The 18,184-nt window shown below is 67.0% G+C and carries 14 protein-coding genes; 4 read left to right on the top strand and 10 right to left on the bottom strand.

All coding sequences use genetic code 11. The annotated features are described in order from the left end of the window. Positions 1-27: 27 nt before the first annotated feature. Together rplM and JOE67_RS11675 are read right to left on the bottom strand one after the other, a co-directional pair. Positions 28-474, bottom strand: a complete 447-nt coding sequence (gene rplM / locus JOE67_RS11680) for a 50S ribosomal protein L13 (protein WP_071640481.1) — start codon at positions 472-474, stop codon at positions 28-30. Between the two features lie 294 nt (positions 475-768). Further along, entirely contained in the window at positions 769-2,346 is a 1,578-nt protein-coding gene (locus JOE67_RS11675; protein ID WP_204975724.1) for a choice-of-anchor G family protein, read from the bottom strand. A 521-nt stretch (positions 2,347-2,867) separates the two neighbouring features. Here JOE67_RS11675 and JOE67_RS15800 point away from each other — a divergent pair. Genes JOE67_RS15800 through JOE67_RS11660 form a run of 3 tightly spaced genes read left to right on the top strand, consistent with a single transcriptional unit; the run spans position 2,868 to position 6,146 of the window. Continuing rightward, positions 2,868-4,049: a glycosyltransferase gene (locus JOE67_RS15800; RefSeq protein WP_204975723.1), complete on the top strand. Its 1,182-nt coding sequence runs from the start codon at positions 2,868-2,870 to the stop codon at positions 4,047-4,049. Continuing rightward, entirely contained in the window at positions 4,039-5,265 is a 1,227-nt protein-coding gene (locus tag JOE67_RS15695; RefSeq protein WP_204975722.1) for a glycosyltransferase, read from the top strand. Before JOE67_RS15800 ends, JOE67_RS15695 begins: the two co-directional genes overlap by 11 nt. After that, positions 5,262-6,146: a PIG-L deacetylase family protein gene (locus tag JOE67_RS11660; RefSeq protein ID WP_204975721.1), complete on the top strand. Its 885-nt coding sequence runs from the start codon at positions 5,262-5,264 to the stop codon at positions 6,144-6,146. The genes JOE67_RS15695 and JOE67_RS11660 overlap by 4 nt, the downstream gene beginning before the upstream one ends. A 32-nt stretch (positions 6,147-6,178) precedes the next feature. Here the strand turns inward: JOE67_RS11660 and JOE67_RS15795 are convergent, their stop codons facing one another. The 8 genes from JOE67_RS15795 to JOE67_RS11620 all read right to left on the bottom strand — a co-directional run bounded on the left by JOE67_RS15795 (position 6,179) and on the right by JOE67_RS11620 (position 16,881). Continuing rightward, positions 6,179-7,924 carry an ATP-binding cassette domain-containing protein gene (locus JOE67_RS15795; protein ID WP_204975720.1) on the bottom strand — a complete coding sequence of 582 codons (1,746 nt, stop codon included), beginning with the start codon at positions 7,922-7,924 and terminating at the stop codon, positions 6,179-6,181. Between the two features lie 55 nt (positions 7,925-7,979). Then, the gene (locus JOE67_RS11650; protein ID WP_204975719.1) at positions 7,980-9,080 is read right to left on the bottom strand and encodes a glycosyltransferase family 4 protein; all 1,101 of its coding nucleotides are present in this window, start codon (positions 9,078-9,080) and stop codon (positions 7,980-7,982) included. Further along, positions 9,073-10,011, bottom strand: a complete 939-nt coding sequence (locus JOE67_RS11645; RefSeq protein ID WP_204975718.1) for a glycosyltransferase — start codon at positions 10,009-10,011, stop codon at positions 9,073-9,075. The genes JOE67_RS11650 and JOE67_RS11645 overlap by 8 nt, the downstream gene beginning before the upstream one ends. Beyond that, positions 10,008-12,254 (bottom strand): N-acetylneuraminate synthase family protein, encoded by a 2,247-nt coding sequence (locus JOE67_RS11640; protein ID WP_204975717.1) that lies wholly within the window; start codon positions 12,252-12,254, stop codon positions 10,008-10,010. The genes JOE67_RS11645 and JOE67_RS11640 overlap by 4 nt, the downstream gene beginning before the upstream one ends. 148 nt (positions 12,255-12,402) lie before the next feature. Further along, on the bottom strand, positions 12,403-13,320 hold the full coding sequence (locus JOE67_RS11635; RefSeq protein WP_204975716.1) for an RNA-binding protein: 918 nt from the start codon (positions 13,318-13,320) through the stop codon (positions 12,403-12,405). 110 nt (positions 13,321-13,430) lie between these two features. Further along, complete coding sequence (locus tag JOE67_RS11630) at positions 13,431-14,417, bottom strand: CgeB family protein (protein WP_204975715.1); 987 nt, start codon at positions 14,415-14,417, stop codon at positions 13,431-13,433. Continuing rightward, positions 14,414-15,298: a glycosyltransferase gene (locus JOE67_RS11625; protein ID WP_204975714.1), complete on the bottom strand. Its 885-nt coding sequence runs from the start codon at positions 15,296-15,298 to the stop codon at positions 14,414-14,416. The genes JOE67_RS11630 and JOE67_RS11625 overlap by 4 nt, the downstream gene beginning before the upstream one ends. 68 nt (positions 15,299-15,366) lie before the next feature. After that, on the bottom strand, positions 15,367-16,881 hold the full coding sequence (locus JOE67_RS11620; protein ID WP_204975713.1) for a polysaccharide biosynthesis tyrosine autokinase: 1,515 nt from the start codon (positions 16,879-16,881) through the stop codon (positions 15,367-15,369). A 122-nt stretch (positions 16,882-17,003) separates the two neighbouring features. Between JOE67_RS11620 and JOE67_RS11615 the strand changes: the two genes are divergently transcribed. Further along, the gene (locus tag JOE67_RS11615; protein WP_204975712.1) at positions 17,004-18,179 is read left to right on the top strand and encodes an O-antigen ligase family protein; all 1,176 of its coding nucleotides are present in this window, start codon (positions 17,004-17,006) and stop codon (positions 18,177-18,179) included. The last annotated feature ends 5 nt before the right edge of the window (positions 18,180-18,184 follow it).

Below are 18,184 nucleotides of genomic sequence, written 5' to 3'. Positions count from 1 at the left end.
GTATGTCCTTAGAAATCTGAGGGGCGCTTACTGCGCGACCTGGTCGAGGGTGTACGGCGTGGGCTGCTGAGCGGCGTGCGGGTGCTCGGCACCTGCGTAGACCTTGAGCTTCGACAGCTGCTGACGACCCAGGGTGTTCTTCGGGAGCATGCCGCGGACGGCCTTCTCCACGGCGCGAACCGGGTGCTTCTCGAGAAGCTCGGCGTACGAGGTGGCCGTCAGGCCGCCCGGGTAACCGGAGTGGCGGTAGGCCATCTTCTTCTGGAGCTTCTGGCCCGTGAGGGCGACCTTCTCTGCGTTGACGATGATGACGAAGTCACCGGTGTCGACGTGAGGAGCGAAGGTTGCCTTGTGCTTGCCACGCAGGATTGCTGCTGCGTGCGATGCCAGACGGCCGAGAACGACGTCGGTCGCGTCGATGACGATCCAGTCACGCTGGACCTGCCCGGCCTTCGGGGTGTAAGTGCGCGTCACGATAGTGCTGCTTTCTTGATTCGAACGGAGAGGTTCGTGAATCCCACTCCGGGGTGGGTTTCATCTCGCAGGAACCGAGACGAAACACGCGCCAGTGGAGGGCTCACGTTCGTCGTACCCGCATCTTCGGCAAGCCGAAGAGCAGGCACCAAGGGGATAGCTTACGGCATCAGGGGCTTCCGGCGCAAAGCGAGACGAAGGCAGGCGCCCCCGCCGGTCCGGCTCCGGCGGGGACGGAGCCGGACTGCCGAGAGGCCGGCCCCGAAGGACCGGCCTCTCAGTCGAGCGTCACGCTCAGGCTGCGGTGTGCGGCCCGACGCTTCCACGTGCGAGGAACAGATCCAGAACACTCGGCACCGGAAGCGCCGCCACGGCGGTGATGCCGAGAGCTGCGACGTCGAACCGTCCTGTCGGGAGCGCCTGAGCTCCCGACGACCAGCGTGCAGGCCCTGGTCCGTTGTCCGGCATGCTCGGGTTGTTGTTGGCCTGGGGCAGGTTCTGCACGTTCAGCGTGATGTTCAGCAGGTTCTTCAGCGCGTCGAAGATCGTCGCGAGCAGATTGTTCAGCGCAACGAGTGCGACGTTGATCACTCCGCCTGTGGCGAGCAGACCACCACGGACGATGTTCCCGACCGTCACGAGCGCGGCGTTGGTGATAGGACCGTTCACGACCGATGAGCCGAGCAGCGTGGCCGTGATCGTCGCGTTGCCGTTCAGCAGATCGGCCAGCGTTCCAGAGACCCTCAGCGTCGTGAGGCCGCCGGCGATACTGTACGAGATCTCGACGCTGACGAAGCCCGCGATCCGCGTGATGATCTCGTTCTGCATCTGCGAGAGCTGATCGGCGAGCACGTTCGTCGGCAACGGATAGTCGACGAACAGGACCGAGTTCGCGGGGAGCGAGTTGGCCATTGCCGACGCGCCGCCGGGGAACGCGCTGCCGAGGAGCGAGGCGACATCGATCGTGACGGTCCCGCCGCCGAGGTCGGTGATGATCGCCGTCCCCGACCCGATCGGCGAGGACGTGAGCGCGGTGATGACCTGCCCGACGTTGGCGCTGATCTTGACCGTCGGCTGCGCAGCAGCCGCCACGAGAGCGCTCACCACCGGCCCGAGAAGCGGAATCTGCCCCAGTGCAGTCAGCAGAGCGGCCGAATCCACCGACAGGTTCGCCGTGTTCACCGCGCTCGTCACAGCAGTGACGATGCTGCCGACCAGCGGCGACGTCAGCACGAGTCTCAGGTACGCGACCAGGTACTCGCGAGTGAGCCTGTAGCCCTGCGGGTTGACCACCGTGTTGCACATCTGCTCGAGAACGGCGCGTCCCACAAGGGCGCCGACGTCGAGCTTGAGGTTGGTGACGTTGGCCAGGAAACCGGTCGTCGCCGATCCGAGCAGCGGGGTCAGGAACTGCTTGAGGTCGAGGCTGGCGACCTGCGGGTATCCGCCAGCAGGAGCCACACGGATGGTTCCGTTGTCGTCGACATAGCCGGATGCGCCCATCGAGAGCCCGTTGCTCTGAGCGAATCCGAACTGGTTCAGGAGGCCAGTCCCGTCGGGGGCGCTCGCGACGAGCCCGAGAAGCTGAGACACGGTGGTGGTGAGCCCCGTGGCGGTGACGTTGATCGTCCCGAGTGCGGTGACGCTCAGCGGGTTGGCGTGCTTGTCCGGGTCACCTTCGGCATTGGGGCCGTGCACGAAGCCGGTCTCCGCGACCAGCGTGGGCGCAGAGGCGATCGTTCCATCGACCGACGCGAGCGTGTCGAGATCGATGTTGAACAGGCCGCCGCTCAGCATCTTGCCGCGGCCGATGGCCGCCCAGTTGCCCTCGATGCAGCTGAGAGCGTATGCCGGCGCAGCCGTCGCAACCATGAGTGCAGGAACGGTCCAGGCCGCCCCCTTCATGACGGAACGTCGCGAAAGACCGGACGACGGCTTGGGGGAATCTGTGGCTTCTTCAACCATTGGGGAGGTTCCTCTGATCACACTTTCTGCGGTGCGACACAGCCGTCGCGGAACAACACCTCTCAGCGACGAGAGTGTCCGACCTGCGGGCGCCGGTCGAACGGGCTGGGGCCCGATGGGGGTCAGACTAGCGTGCTCACAGGCGTCTCAGAAAGAGCGAGTTTCTGACCGGCTCGACTCCGCTCAGCACAGCGCCGGAATCGTCGGCCGCCAGTCCCCCATCCGTTTCGGCGCCGGCGCCTGGACCCGTCCCGACCCCTCCCGGATGGGCGTCCGGGAGGCTCCTGCTGCAGGAGCAAGAGGCGTTGACGCGGGGCGCGGACACCCCGTTGCTATGCTCGTGTCGTCTCATTCGATGCCAGCAACCCGGGGAAGTTCTGGATGCGTTCGTTCTGTTTCGCGCGTGTGACCGTCGAGGCTCGGCCGGCGTGACGGACATCGCTCCGCGGATCGCGGTGGTCGCCATCGGTGATCCGGAAAGCCCCTCGCTGTGGTCAGGCACGCCGAGCAACATCGTGCAGGCTCTCCGCGCGTCGGGCGCAGAGGTGATCGGAGTAGACCTGCGCTCCCACCTGGACATGCCCGCCGTCGACGCTGTCGCTCTGCCACGGGTGCTGGCGGGCCTCGGCCGCCGGGGTCTGCGGGCAGGCTTGGATCGCGAACGGCGTGTGGCCCAGCAGTCGATGGTGCTGGCTCGGGTTCGCGCGCGCACCGCCCGCCGGCAGTTCGCGCGCATCGGCGCGATCGACGGAGTTGTGCAGATGGGCACGGGATTCGCCGTCCCGCATCGCAATGTCGTGTCGTACGAGGACATGACGACCGTGCAGGCGCTGGCCTGGCCTGACACGTTCTGGGGCGACGTCCCGAACTACATGGCAGAGGCGCGCGTGCGGCAACAGGCCTCGGCGTACAAGCGGAACCGCGCGGCGGCGTTCAGCACGAACTGGGCAGCGCAGTCCGCTGTCACGCAGCTGGATTGTCCGCCCGAGAAGGCACATGTCGTCGGAATCGGCCCGAACTTCACCGCGGGCCCGGTCCGCCGCAGAGATTGGGCGACCCCGCGATTCCTCTTCGCTGGCCGTGAATGGTCCCGGAAGAACGGCCCGGCTGTGGTCGAGGCTTTCGCCCGGGTCAGGGAGCTCTTCCCGGCTGCCGAACTGCATCTCGCTGGTCACCTGCCACCGATCGATCGGCCAGGGATCGTCAGCCATGGGCACCTGGACCTCGCCGTCCCAGCGGACCGCGACCGGATGCTGGAGCTGTGGTCGACGGCGACCTGCTGCGTCGTGCCGTCCAGATTCGAACCGGCGGGAATCATCTACGTCGAGGCCATGCACGCCGGCATCCCCGCGATCGGCACCACGCAGGGTGGCGCGCCCGACATCATCGGCGATGCCGGCCGAGCAGTCGACCCCGAGGACCCCCAGGCCCTGACTGCGGCGATGCTCGAGTTCTGCGACCCGATCGCGGCCGCCACCGCCGGACAGCGCGCCCGTCGCAGGAGCGAGCTGTACTCCTGGACGCGAGTAGCCGCCGGTCTGCAGGGGGCGCTCGGGCTTGCATACGTCCCACGTCCTGACGCGGAAGAGAGGCGTCGACGTGTCGAGTGATGGCTGGCCCGCATGGTGCACGAACGTCGTGATCGCGACTGCTCGGTACCCCGGCCGCGGCGGCGTCGAGTCGGTCGTCTCCAACCTCGTCCCGATGTTCAGATCGGCGGGCGCCCAGGTGCAGGTGATCTCGGTCTTCCCCGGTGTAGGCAGTCCCCAGACACAGACGACGACGCTTTTCGGGCGCCGGCCGCACCTGCATGAGCGCTCGATCACTGGTAGCCGTCGGATCGCCCTGAACTCGCTCAGGTCGCTCCCCCTCCTCGTGATCAAGCGGTGGGACATCCTGACCGGCCGACGACGACTGCGTCGCCTCTTCACCTCACTCCCTCACGGCACGCTGATCATCGCCACTGGACCGAACGTCGCCCATCACCTGCCCGTGCGCATGATCAATGCGCAGCCGGATCGGTTCATGCTGGCCGTGCAGTTCCACATCCCTTTCGAGACGCAGCTGAACGTCGAAGGGGAAGATCTGCCCAGGAGCCGCAGTCTCTCCCCCGACGCCTTCGTCGCGGTGAACCGCTCCGACGCGGAGCTCTTCTCCGATGCACTCGGCGTCGAGTGCATCGCCATACCCAATCCGATCGCATCACCCGCACTCGTCCCGGCCGAACCGCCTCGAGACCGTGGCGCTCATGCGGGCCGCAGCACAGTGGTCTCCCTCTCCCGCCTGTCCGGAGAGAAGCAACTCGATCGGATGATGCAGAGTTTCCTCCGAGCGACAGAGCCGGAACACCTGCGGCACTGGCGTCTGGACATCTACGGCGAGGGCGACGAGCGTCTGCATCTCGAGGAATGGATCGCGCAGACGCCGGGGGCGACGGATCGGATTCGCCTGATGGGCTGGACCGACCAGCGCGAAGCCGTTCTCTCCGCGGCCGCGCTGCTGCTGTCCACGTCGCGCTTCGAGTCGTTCGGCATGAACGTACTGGAGGCTGCCCAGCACGGCACGCCGACATTGGCTTTCGCGTGCTCACCCGGGATCACGGATCTGACACGCGATCTCGGCGGCGTGCTCGTCGACCCTGACGACGACGACGCCTTCGTCGCCCGACTGCGGCAGCTGTTGTCCGCCCCCGAAGAGCTGGATCGGATGGGGCGCGAGTCGCGCACGCGGTGCGAGCCGTACACCGCTGCGTCAGTCGTGCAGCGATGGAGTCGGCTCGTGCGACGGATCGGGGCAGCCCGCGACGGTGCGGAGGGTGTGCGGTGAGCGAATCCACCGATGCGGGGCGCGAAGTGAACGACGTCAACCGCCTCACCCGCATCCTGGTGGTCTCCCCCCATTTCGACGACGCGGTGCTCTCGGCTTGGGCTCTGCTCGATCGAGAGCCCGCGGGCGCAGCCGACGTCCTCACCGTGTTCGGTGGCCTGCCGGCGGCGGGAAAGAGCACCGTGGCCGACGCGGCCTGCGGCTTCCGAGACGGCATAGAGGCGATCCACGCGCGGCGCGAGGAAGACGATCGCGCGCTGGCTGGTGTGGCCGCTCGACACTGGTGGCTGCCTCTGGTGGATCTGCAGTACACGACTGGCCAGCGCGACGTGTCCGATGCGGAAGCCATCGTGCGTGCGGTGACGAGCTGGATCCGCGAGCAGGATTCGCCCGAGAAGGATCTCGCCATCGCCATCCCCGCCGGCTCAGGAGCGCACGTCTCGAGGACGCCGCCTCCGTCTGTCACCTCCGGAGCTCGACCCGTGGGCGGGCGTGCGCTGGCTTGGCTCCGCGCACTGAAGCATCGCGCGTACGTGCGCAAGCGCCGCAAGGCACTCGCGGGCCGCGGACCGGCGCACCCAGACCACCTCTTCGTCAGAGACGCCATCCTCGAATCGTTGAATCGATTGGGCGGGGTGCGGGTGATCCTCTACAACGAGCTTCCGTATCTGTGGAGTGTCGCGGCGGACGGGGAGGTCGCGAGGCTGAGTGCAGCCCGAGGGCTCAACGTGTCACCGTTCGAGCTGCCGGTGGATCGAGATCGAAAGCAGCATCATCTCCGCGAGTACGCCAGCCAGCTCTCTGCTCTGGACCCCTCTGGCCGCCTCCATCAGGCAGCCACACTTCCTTACACGGAGCGATACTGGACCATCCGGCCCTAGGGAAGCGGACGCGGCCGCCGGCCCGTCACGCGTCAGTGCAGTTCGCCGAGATCGACGAGCCTCCCGAAATGCTCATTCCTCTCACGCACCTGCGCGAAGGTCCCCTGGGCCGCTACCCGCCCGTTCTCGAGGAACACCAGGTTGTCTGACCGGCGAACAGTCGACAGGCGATGCGCGACGATGATCACGGTGAGCTGTCCGTTGAGCCTCTGGAGGGTGTTGGAGATCTGATGCTCCGTCTCGTTGTCCAGAGCGCTGGTCGCCTCGTCGAGGACCAGAACCCGGGGCCGGCGATACAGCGCCCGAGCGAGACCGATTCGCTGCCGCTGCCCCCCTGACAGCCTCACCCCTCGCTCACCGACGATCGTCTCCACCCCGTCCGGCAGCTCTGCCACGTACTCGTGGAGCTCGGCCATTCGGATGGCCTCGGCGACTCGAGCGCCGTCGATCTCTGCCACGTCCACGCCGAACGCCACGTTCTCGGCCAGCGAGGCGTTCAAGAGGAAGACGTCCTGCGGCACGACCCCGATCCCGGCGTACCAGGCGGCGAGGTCGTCATCCACCCGTCGACCGCCGCACGTGATCGCTCCCTGAGTGGGGACGAGCAGTCCGAGAATCAGATCGAGAACGGTGCTCTTGCCTGCGCCGCTCGATCCGACGAAGGCCGTGGTCGTATTCTCCGGGATGACCAGATCGACACCGGCGACGATGTCCTCGTCCGCATCGGGATAGCGGAACGACACCGATTCCAGACGGATGTCCCCGCGATAGCGATCATCCGACTTCGGGCGCTCGTCGTGCGTCGCGTGCGCCGAGAGGTGCTTCATCGCATCGTCCAGGATGTCGAGCCCTACGCGGCTGCTCCGGATCGACGCGAGGTTCGCCGAGATCCGATTGAGAGTGGGCAGTGCGCGGAGAGAAGCCGCCGTGAAGATGCCGAGCGTAGTGAGTGCGGCCTCCTTCGTTCCGACGGCGAACAGGATCGCCGAGATGACAGCGATCGCGACGACGAAGCCGATCTCGAGCAGGTACTTCGGCATCTCCGACACCAAGGTGAGCCGTCGGTGGCCTTCGGCACTCGCTCGGCGCGCATCTCCGAACCCGCGCACGAAGGACTCGCCGCTGGAGGTCAGGCGGGCCTCCCGGAAGCCGTCGAACGAAGGCAGCAGGAACTGCCAGCCCCTCAGATCGGCTGCGGCGATCTCCTCACCCAAGCGCTTCTGCCGCTCCCGGAGCAGCGCCTGCGATCCGGCGACGAGCAACCCGAAGAAGACGAGCGTGAACAGCGTGACCAAGGGGGACGTCACCAGAAGGATGCCCAGGATGCCCGTCAGGATGAGCACGTCCGATATGACCGTCAGGATGCCAAGGAGCACATTCGATGCATGCTCCGACATGTCGTCGATGTTGCGATAGATCTCAGGAAGGTTCCGCGACCGGTGCACCACGAACGGGGACAGGACGTAGCGCCTCATCAGCTCCTTTGACGCGGACGTGGAGATCACGGCCATCCGGCCCAGCAGCCACCACCGGAAGGGGATGGTCGCGGCGCTCTTCAGGACGAAGACGAGGCACACGAACCCTGCCAGGGTCGCCGTGAGGGCTGCGACGTCCCGAGTTCCGACCGCGCGGGACACCATGCCGATCACGCCCGTGCTCGGGTCGGCTCCCGTGAAGACGGACATCAGCGGAGCCATCGCCGCGACGCCGAGCATGTCGAGCGCCGCGAGACCGATCGCGCCAAGAACCGTGAAGACGATCCATCCCTTCGACGTCACTCCCGCAAGGTCGAGGAAGTCGCGTAGTTGACGCCTCAGCGGCGTCGCCTGTGAATCAGAGATGATGGCCTCCCCTGAGGTACTCCTCCGCCAACCGTGCGTTGGCCTGCTGGACGGACTGTTGAGCAGCGGCGGGCTGCGGAAGCGAGTCTCGGATCGCGGCCGCGACGAGATCAGGGCTCGTGTCGCGAAGGCTGACTCCGCCGCGGAGGATCTCGGCGTTCCCGCCGACGTCGGTAGCCACCACCCGGAGCCCGCGCGCCACTGCATCGAGGATCGTGTAGGAGCAGTTCTCCCATACCGACAGCTGAGCGATCACATCGGCCTCGGACATCGCCGACTCCGCGTCCATGAAACCGCGGAACCGAACAGCATGAGCGACGCGGAGGCGTCGTGCGAGCTCTTCGAGCTCTGCTCGCATGGGCCCCTCGCCCGCGACCGTCAGGACTGCGTCGTGGTGGTCTCGCAGGATCAATGCGAATGCCTCGATGAGTTTGTCTATCCGCTTCTCCGGCGCCAGGCGTGACAGCGACAGGATTCGAAGGCCGGAGACCGTGGCGGGGTCGCGGCGCCTGACTCCCTCCGGCAGATCGACTCCGTTGTGGATGACGGCGATGCGCTTCGTGACATGCCACTTCTCGATCATGGCTCGTCTTGTGGCTTCAGCGACCGCGATCACGCCGTCGAACCGCGGGAAGCGCGCGCGGTGGACGAGCGCCATCGCCCGCGAATGCAGGCCGGAAGCGTGGTAGACGCCATCGTCACCGGCGATGCCATGCTCCGTCGTGAAGCGTCGAGTGCCCTCGGGCAAACGTGTCCAGGCGTTCACGATGTCCGCGAATGCGAGGTGCGAATGGACGATTTCGGGTCGCAGAGCCTTCGCGACAGCTGCCAGCGTGCGCCGCGATGCGAGCGCACCCGCCTCGGTTCCAAACGCGCCCGCAGTCACTGCAGAGCCCTGAGCGCGAAGGCTGTCCGCGAGCGGTCCGTCCGGGCACAGCACGGTCAGCTGCCATCCCGGGATGCCGACGCGTGCCACGTCGAGCACGTGACGGGCTACGCCGCCGAGATCAGCGACGGGCACGACCCAGAGGGCGCGGCGAGGTCGCGTCGCGCCGCCCTGTTCCGTGCCGCCCACAGGTTCGGCGTCAGACATCGTTCGCCACCTGGTCCGGATGCAGTTCGCCCGCGATCGCGGCCGATTCGACGAGCCACGAGACGCGCTTCTCCGCCGCCCAGCGTGGCATCCTGTCGAGCGCGGCATCGGCCCTGCGCGCTCGGGCGAGGAGGTCCGTCAGCCCGTTCCGCTCGGCTGTCCGCTCGATCAACCGCCCCCACGCCCCGATTCCCGTCCGCCTCGCGCCGAGAACGTCTTCGCCGTGCTTGGCCGAGAAAGCGGTCTTCGCGGCGCCCGAATAGAACGCGCGCTTGACACGGATCTCCGTCGTGACGGCGGCGATGTGGTGCGGCGTCTCCAGCTCCGGGGCGAAGACGATCTCGACTCCGCTCCTGTGCAGGCGATAGCCCCAGTCGACGTCTTCCCACCCGTAGGCCCGGAACCTCGTGTCGTACTCCCCGACTCGATCGTAGGTCTCCCGCGTCACGGACACGTTGCCGCACCAATGCCGCCACCGTCGCGCCTCCGGAAGGCGGTACGCGTCTGCGCGGAAGCGTGCATCACGGGCGGTCCCGTACGCACGCGCGTAGGGAGTCTCGGGAAAGACGTTCTGCACGAGGCCGATCACGCCGAGAGGCGCGTCACGACTATGGCGGTCGACGGTACGACCGACATAGTCCGGCGTCGGACGAAGATCGTCGTCGCAGCGGATGAGCACGTCTCCCGACGCCGCGGCGAACCCGGCATTCAGCGCTGCCGACCGACCGCGATTCTCGGGGAACACGATCGAGGTCACCGGGAGCTCGTCTCGAACAGCCTCCACGACATCGGCCGAGCCGTCCACATCGCCGTCGATGACGACGATCGCCTCCCACGAGCTCTCTTTCTGAGCTCGGAGCGCGTCGAAGAGATGCGGGAGCCGAGCCGCCCCACCACGTGACGGGACGACGATGCTCGCCCTGTACGTCACAACCGACCCTCGAGCCGGTCGAGGGCGGTCCAGAAACCCTCGCCGTGATTCACATGCCCCTGCCAGATCTCAGGGATGAACGGCGAGCGGGGCGCGAGCCTGTCCAGCCCCTCCGCGAACTCCTCCCAGTCGATGTCGCCTTCGCCGACCTGAACGCCCTCGCCGTCGACCCCGGTGGCGTCGACCAGGTGCAGGTGGATGCTGTGCGGGGCCAGAAGCTCCACCGCCTGCGAGAAGAGAAGTCCGAGCCAGTTCGTCGCGAGCTTCGTGTGGGAGGCGTCGAAGCAGAGCGCGGTGCCTGTGGCTGCAGCCCACTCCGCGGTGTCGCGGGGGTCGACGAACAGGTTGTGGAACTGCTGTCCGCCCATCAGCCACGGGTACGGCGGCAGAGTCTGTGCGGCGATGCGCACTCCCGTCGAGTCGAGGCGGGCGAGCGCCTCGGTGACGCGCGCGTACTTGTGAGGGCGCTCACCCGGGGCGATGTGCTTGTCCTTCGTGAAGCCGCCCATGGTGACCACCATGATCGGATCTTCGTCCATCGTGAACCAGCGACGCAGATCCCGGGTGACATCGATCGTGCGCTGCACCTCGCGGATCGAGCGCTCCCACACCTCGACATCATCTGATGCGAGGTCCACGAGGAAGTCGCCGGCGAACAGATCAGGAAGGTGGGTCGTGAATCCGATGGGCAGACGTTCCGTGAAGAACGAGTCCATGTCGACATCGAGGTCCTTGTACGAGAAATGGAACTCGAGGAAGTCGGGGTTGGACTGCGCCATGAGCGCCGCGTAGTCGTGGTATCGAACCGGCAGACCCCACGGACGTCGGAAGGTGAAGGGGCGCCCGGTGGGGGTCGCGTCCTTCAAGTCGCCAGCGAAGAAGAAGTCTCCTTCTGCCATGTCGTGAGTCAGCGTGCGCCCGAGGAGCTGCGGAAGCGCGTTGGGCTGCAGCCCACGGCCGGGGCTCTTGACGGTGACGTCGTCGCCGGACAGGACGGTGCCTGAGGTGAGCGGGCGAGCGGCCACGAGCGATTTCGCGAGTGTGACACGGTTCATCTGCTCACCCGTCGAGACGATTCGCGCGTCCCCGTTGCCCATCGAGGTCTCGATGTCTCGGATCTGCTCGACCATGATCCTGAACTCGTCGGGCAGCAGCGACACCGTGTGGTCGTTGCCCTCCATCGTCCTGTCGACCGTGAAGTGCTTCTCGATGATGTGGGCGCCGCGAGCGACGGCTGCCACCGGAACGTGCCAGCCGCGTTCGTGCCCGGAGTATCCGACGACGCTCTGGCCGATCTCGGCCAGGCGGTCCATGTAGGCGAGGTTCAGATCCTTGTACGGCGCCGGGTAGGTCGACTGGCAGTGAAGCAGCGCGAACGGAGCGCCCTGGCCCCGCAGCAGTGAGACCGTCTCGACGATCTCCGCCTCACGCGACATACCGGTGCTCAGGACGAGAGGCATCCCTCGTCCTGCAGCGGTCGAGATCAGCTCGTGATTCGTGAGGTCGGCAGAAGAGATCTTCAGCGCGGGGATGCCGTAGTCGGCGAGCGCGGCGACGCTCGGGGCGTCCCAGGGAGTGCACATGACGTCGATGCCCGCATCCCGAGCGTGGTCGAAGACCTCGAAGAGCTTCTCGGCCGGCAATGAGAATCTCCGCAGCAGGTCCAGCGTGTACTGGACGCCGAGATCTTCTCCTCCGGTCGCCGCTCCGCGCTGACGGTACAGCGCGTCCATGTCGCGCAGCTGGAACTTCACGGCATCGGCGTCGGCCTCGACCGCGAGATCGACGAGCCTCTTGGCGAGGTCGACAGATCCGTTGTGATTGTTGCCGACCTCGGCGATGACGAAGGCGGGATGCCCAGGTCCGATCTCGTGCTGGGCGATGCGTATGGAAGTGGCGCTGTCGATCGCGATGGCGACAAGGTGCCCGCGTTCGTCGACCAGCGGCACGTGATGCACGCCGCGCTGCCCCATCAGCGGCGCGATGTCCGCGACAGCCGAATCCTGAGACACAGCGTGCACCTCGGGGTTCGCGACAGTCACGCACGAGACATCCAGCGATGCGGTCGGATTCGCGATGATCCACCGGCGGAAGTCACCATCCGACAGTGACCCCTGAAGGATCCCATGCGCGTCGACGACGAACACGATGCGCTGCTTGTTCGCGTTGATCTTGCCGAGCCCGGCAAGTACCGGATCCTCCGCGAAGACGATGTACGGCGTGAGGTCACGCTCGATGATCATTTGCTACTCCCCTGTGACGCGCGAGCCCCACGCTCGGCACGCCGATTGTCCTTCGGCGGCGCCGAAGCGGACGCCGTCGACGTCCCGAATGGCGGATCATCTCATCGACCGCCGGCTCGATTGTTCCACGATGCGTTCTGCCGCCCCCTCAGCGCTCGCCCCCGACAGCCGCCTCGACGTGCTGCGCGATGGCTCGGGCGGGCTCGATATCGGGGAGAACAGGGGGCGAAGTCGGTCGGCTCCCCCACATCGACAGCTCATACCTGTCCCAGAACTCCCTCACCCACATCGGGGGTCGCTCGCATGTCACCCATGAGGGGATGCCCGCCGCCGCCGCCTCGAGAACGCCCGTCGAGAAGATGGATACGACCGGGCGGCGCTCGTCGAGCAGCGCCCCGGGCTTCGCGAACCCGACACCACGCCGCCGCCACATGGAGTGCTGAAACTTCGAGAGCCGGTCCACCTCCGCCGGGTGCGGTCGATATTCGGCCCCCGTCTGAAGGCAGAACCTCTGCGCTGTGCTTCCGCTGATGCGCCGTGGCAGTTCAGCGCCGTGCAGCTGCCCGAGGAACACCGGCTCGTCCGTCGCCGAGACCGATGAGTTCTCCCGGCCGCGGTCGGCGGCGCTCCACAGGAGCTGGCTGCCGACCACGTGAGCAGTGACGTCGGTCCGGCTCGAGCGCCAGAACTGGGCATCCCTGTCGGAGAACGCGAGCAGGCGGGAACGAGGCGCGAGCGGCGCCATGAAGGGTGTCAGCAGCCCGTGCTGGACGACGAAGTACTCAGCGCCCAGTGCCTCGGCCCATACGTGCGCCGCGAACCCCGCCGCGAGGAAGTGTCCTGCCGAGACGACGGCGCGCACGTCCCGGAGACCCCGCGGAACCGTCGTCACGGAGTCGAGAGGGCGAACGGTCCAGTCGCCAGGCAGCCGGGATGCGACATCGTGCGGCGCCAGAACCGCTACGGGTGTGTCACCGAGATGCGCCAGAGGCTCGAGGACAGACGCCAGCGCCGTGGGCGTGGTCGCGTCCAGCGCGAACAGGACGGCGGGCTCGATGCCGCGCATGTGCAGATGCATCGTGATCGGCGACGGTCTGCGGGCGGCATGCCGCAATCGCCGGAGCGGGTGCTGCCTGTGCTGCCACCGCTGCCACGCCGCAAGATCAGACGGGAACCTCAACCCCATAGGGCCACCGCCTTGCGCATGCGATGGACCAGCGTGTGCTCCGCGAGAGTCCTCGCTCGGCCGGCCGTACGGACCCCCTCCGCCCACTTCGGATCCCGCCGGACGCGAGCCAGATGATCGAGCAGCTCGTCGTCGCTGGTGAAGACCAGCGTCTCACTTCCCACGTCGTAGTGGGCCGCGACCTCCGGCCGGTCGATCAGCTGCAGTCCCCCGACACCAGGCGCCTCGAATGTCCGCATGCTCAAGCCGTCATGCCCGGCGCCGTGGACGTTGAGGGTCGCCACGCTCCCTGCCATGACGCCGTAGTAGTCGGCACGGGTGACGTCTCGATGGGCGCGCACTCCGGACCCCTCCCATCGACGTGTACGGAGCACGTCCCATATGTGCCGGGACCATTCGCGTCCGTATGCCTCCACATCCTCGCCGCTTGCGGACAGCATCTGCAGCAGGCGCTCGCGCTCCGGGTAGCGGGCGCCGATGAAGGACACCCGACTCGACGGTCGAGAGGTATACGCGGTGAGCGAGTCGAATCCATCGGGCAGATGCGAGGCCGAGATCCCCCGGTTCCGAAGGGTGCTCACATCGCTCGGACTGTAGCTCATCACCGCACCGAGCGATCCAAGAGTCTCGACGTCGTAGTGCATGCGCTCGAGCTCGTCGTAGAGCCACACGGCCGACCGAGCGCGCGAGCGCGTCAGCGCATCCCACCAGGTCGCGGTCAGTGCATCACCTTTGACGATGAGCACCGCATCTGGCGCGCTGCGGCGAAGCGCGGCGACCGCGAGTTCGGAAGCGGACTCGGCTGCCCGCCGGGCCATCACGCCCTGCACGCGCTGTGCGACCGCATTCGTGATGCGTCCCCGGAGGTTCGGGGCGTCATAACGGTGAGTCGTCACGTCATGGCCGAGCTCGGTGAGCGCGTTGGCTATGGCGTGCCAGTAGCCATGGAAGGCGGGGCTGACGAGCAGGATCTTCATCGGTCCGGCCCTGCCGCACTGATGCTGCTCAGCTCGCGCTTGAACGTCTGAAGCGGGTGCAGGCGGCGGCCGGCAAGTCGACGACCCACATTGAAGGCGAGGTTGACGAGGCTCGCGGCGCGCAAGCCGAGCCGCAGCGCGGCCGGATGCTCATTCCACTTTCGGGCGTATCGGATGCGGGACTGCGTGACCCAGCGCACGCGCTTCTCATTCGCGGACGAGCCACCGCCCTCGTGTCGAACCTGCACGTCGCCGAGGAAGACGGAGGGGATGCGGCGCTCGCGCAGCTGCCGCTGGAGGTCGACTTCCTCCGAGTTCATGAAGTAATGCTCATCGAAGCCCCCGACGGCCTCGAACTCCGATCGGGGGACGAGGAGCGCGGCTCCGACCAGCCAGTCGACCGGAACCGTCGTTCCCGCTGCGCAGCGGGTGTCGTGCCCGACAGCCTCATGCAGCCGGGGACGGAAGCGCGCGAGCGGGGTGAGCCACTCGATGATGTGGTGACGGTGCTGAGGGAAATGACGTCCGGCCCATTGCGTCTGGCCATCGGTGCCCACGAGCATCGGTGCGCACACGGCCGGTTGCCATGGTTCAGCCGAGCGGATCAGACGTGCGACGAAGTCGCGTTCCACCTCGAGGTCGCTGTTCAGGATGAGCAGGTGGGACTGTCGCGCCGCGGCCGCGCCGGAATTGACCGCCGCTCCGAAACCGCCGTTCGAGTCGCGGCGCACGACAGTGACCCCGGCGGTCTCGGGAAAGGGCTCGGGCGAGAGGTCGTCGCTCACGATGACCTCGAGCGGTATCTCCAGGTCGCGCTGTTCGAGCAGCTGGGCGATGAGCGCTTGCGCGGGTGCGGGGCTGCCGTAGTGAGGAATCACCACGGACACACCAGTGATGAGATCGGCCCGCTGCTCGCTATCCCCAGCGGGAGCATTCGGCCGGTCGGTGCTCATGCGCGCGAACGCCTCCTCAGCGGAGGAGCCTCGGACTCGGCCACCTGAACGGGCCGCATCGCCTCAGGTTCCTGAGTAGCGGGAACGATCGGTGCGACAGGCTGCGGCGCACGTGCCGCGGCCTGCTCGGATGATGTCTTCTTCTTGCCCTTCTTCGGCTTCTCGGGCGTCAGATAGTAGCTGCTGTTCTGACGGTAGTAGCCGTATCCGTATCCGTACCCGCCCTCATCCTTCAACGACACGAAGTTGAGGACGACGCCGAGAACGCGCGCTCCGACCTGCTCGAGCTGCGTTCGAGCTGCCCCCACTGCAGCCTTGCGCGTCGTGCCGGTCGCCGACACGTACACGACACCGTCGACCATCGTGCTGATGATCGAGGCATCCGTGACGGGCAGCACGGGCGGAGCATCGATGATGACGAAGAAGTCTCGGCTCAGTTCAGCGAGCAGGTTCTTGAGTGCAGCCGAGCCGAGCATCTCGGATGGGTTCGGTGGCACCGCCCCTGCGGGCAGCACGAACAGATTCGGGTCGCTCGTCGCCTGCACGGCGGTCGCGACGGACACCTGTCCGCTGAGCACGCCGCTGAGCCCGACCGAACCGTCGACCTTGAAGTTGCGCGCGACCTTCGGACGCCGCATGTCCGCATCGACGATGATCGTGCGCTGACCCGCTGCGGCGAACACCTCTGCCAGCGAGGCCGCAACCGTCGACTTGCCCTCACCCTGATTGGCGCTGGTGATCATCACCGTGCGCACCTCGGCGTCGACACTCGAGAAGCGCAGACCGGTGCGGATCTGCCGGAAGGATTCCTTTGCGATGTTGGCGACGCGGGAGTCTGCCGGGGCCGTTCCCTTCTTGCCCAGCTTGGGAACGCGGCCCAGCACACCGGTGCCCATGAGCTCGCTCATGTCGGTGTGGGTGCGCACCTTGACGTCGAGAACCCGTCGCAGCAGCAGCACGATCAGCCCCGCGACCAGGCCGCCGACCCCGCCGAGGATCACCGAGAAGCGGAGGTTCGGCGCAACGGGAGCCGATGGTTCGGCTGCGTCGTCGAGCGGCACGACCGTGATCTTCGATGCCTGTCCGCCCTTCGACTCGATCTGATCGATGACGGTCGTCAGCCCGTCCAGCGCACCGCTCGCCAGCTTCAGTGCAGTGCCGGGGCTGCTCGCCTGCGCCGTGACTTCGATGAGAGTGCTGCCAGGAACGACGCGCGCACTGAGCGCGCCCTGCAGCGAACCGGGCTCCTCGCCGAGCTCTTCCGCAATCGCCTCGCGAACCGTCCCGCTGGTGATCAGAGCCACATAGGAGGAAGCCCGGGCCGTGGCCTCATCCGAACCGCTCACCAACGAGTCCTCGGAGGAACTCGCGATGAATCCGGTCGCTCGCGCCTCGTAAACTTTAGGGGTCAGGAAGAAGTACCCGACCCCGACGAGGATGCCGGCCATGGCGCCGATCAGGAGCACCCGCCAGCCGCGTCTGATGAGCGTGAAGAATTCCAGCACCGTCACGAATGCGCTCCTAAGTTCGTAGTCCCCACGAGGGCCGTGTCCGGTACCGGGGGATGGACGCTGGCCGTTGTTCGAGCCATGGTACCGCCACCCCCGTAACCGCCGTCTGGGATGATGAGGACATGACCCTCGCCAGTCCGACAGCTCGCGCTGCCCGTGCGATCAGCGGCGCGACTCTCGTCCCGACTGCGCACTCCGCACGCATCCTCGATGCGGTTCTGATGGGCCTCATCGTGGTCCGGGTCAGCCTGCCAGGCACGCCCTTCCCCGTCGCTCAGATCGGCATCGCCGTGCTCGTCATCGTCGGCTGCTTCAGGCGACCGACTAGGTCGTTCGTTCACGCGTGGTGGGTTCCCGCCGCGATGCTGGGGCTCCTCGCGTTTCTGGTCATCGAGACCTGGCTTCAGGGCATAGACCCCGTCCGTCGGGCCGGCAACCTCGCGATTCTCATCGTCATGTCGCTCTTCTTGGCGAGCGGCCGCATCGACGTCGGCTCCGCAGTGAAGGGCATCGGCGTCGGCCTGCTTCTCAACGGTGCCCTGTTCTATGCCGGGGTCGCCCCAGACAACTACCAGGGGCGTCTGACCGGGTTCCTGGAGGACAAGAACGCCGGGGCGCTCGTGATCGCGCTTGGCACGTTCCTTCTGTTCCTCGTGATCAGGAGCCGTTGGGGCCGGCTGCTGCTCGTGGTCGCAGGCGCTGCGGCGATCGCGGCCACGGATTCACGCACCACCATGGCGGCCAGCTTCGTCGCGCTCGTATGGCTTCTGTCCAGCCGCTACCTGCGCCGCACCGCGCAGCTGGCGACTCTGGGAATGGCGTTCCTGGCCTTTCTCTGGGCCGACGACAACCTCGCGACGATCGGCGATTACGGAGAGACCCGCGAGGGTTCCGACGAGTTCCGCAGCAGGATCGATGCGGCGTCGTCGCTGAAAGCAGCCGCCGCACCCTGGCATGGGTTCGGCCTCGGGGAAGCCACCGTGTCGCTCGACAGCGGCACGTGGTTCTTCCACAACGCGTACGAGGCCCTGATCGTCGAAGGGGGCTTCGTCCTCGCGGCCGTCGTCCTCGGGCTCTTCGTCGTCGCCGGACTCGGGCTCGCCCCGCGCGCCGTCGGCGTCGATGTGACGTCCGGCGAATCTCGCGTCATCACCGCCGCGACGCTGGTCGTCTTCTGCTGCGCTCTTCGCCTGGGAGAGGTGTTCCTCGCTCCCATCGGCCTCGTCGTCCTCGGCATCGGGATTGCGCGCATGCTCCCGCCGCTGCCCTCAGGTCAGCCCGCTTCCGAGCACCGCTGACCGTT

Source organism: Microbacterium esteraromaticum, assembly GCF_016907315.1.
Classification (GTDB): domain Bacteria; phylum Actinomycetota; class Actinomycetes; order Actinomycetales; family Microbacteriaceae; genus Microbacterium; species Microbacterium esteraromaticum.
This window is presented reverse-complemented; position numbering and strand designations above follow the sequence as displayed.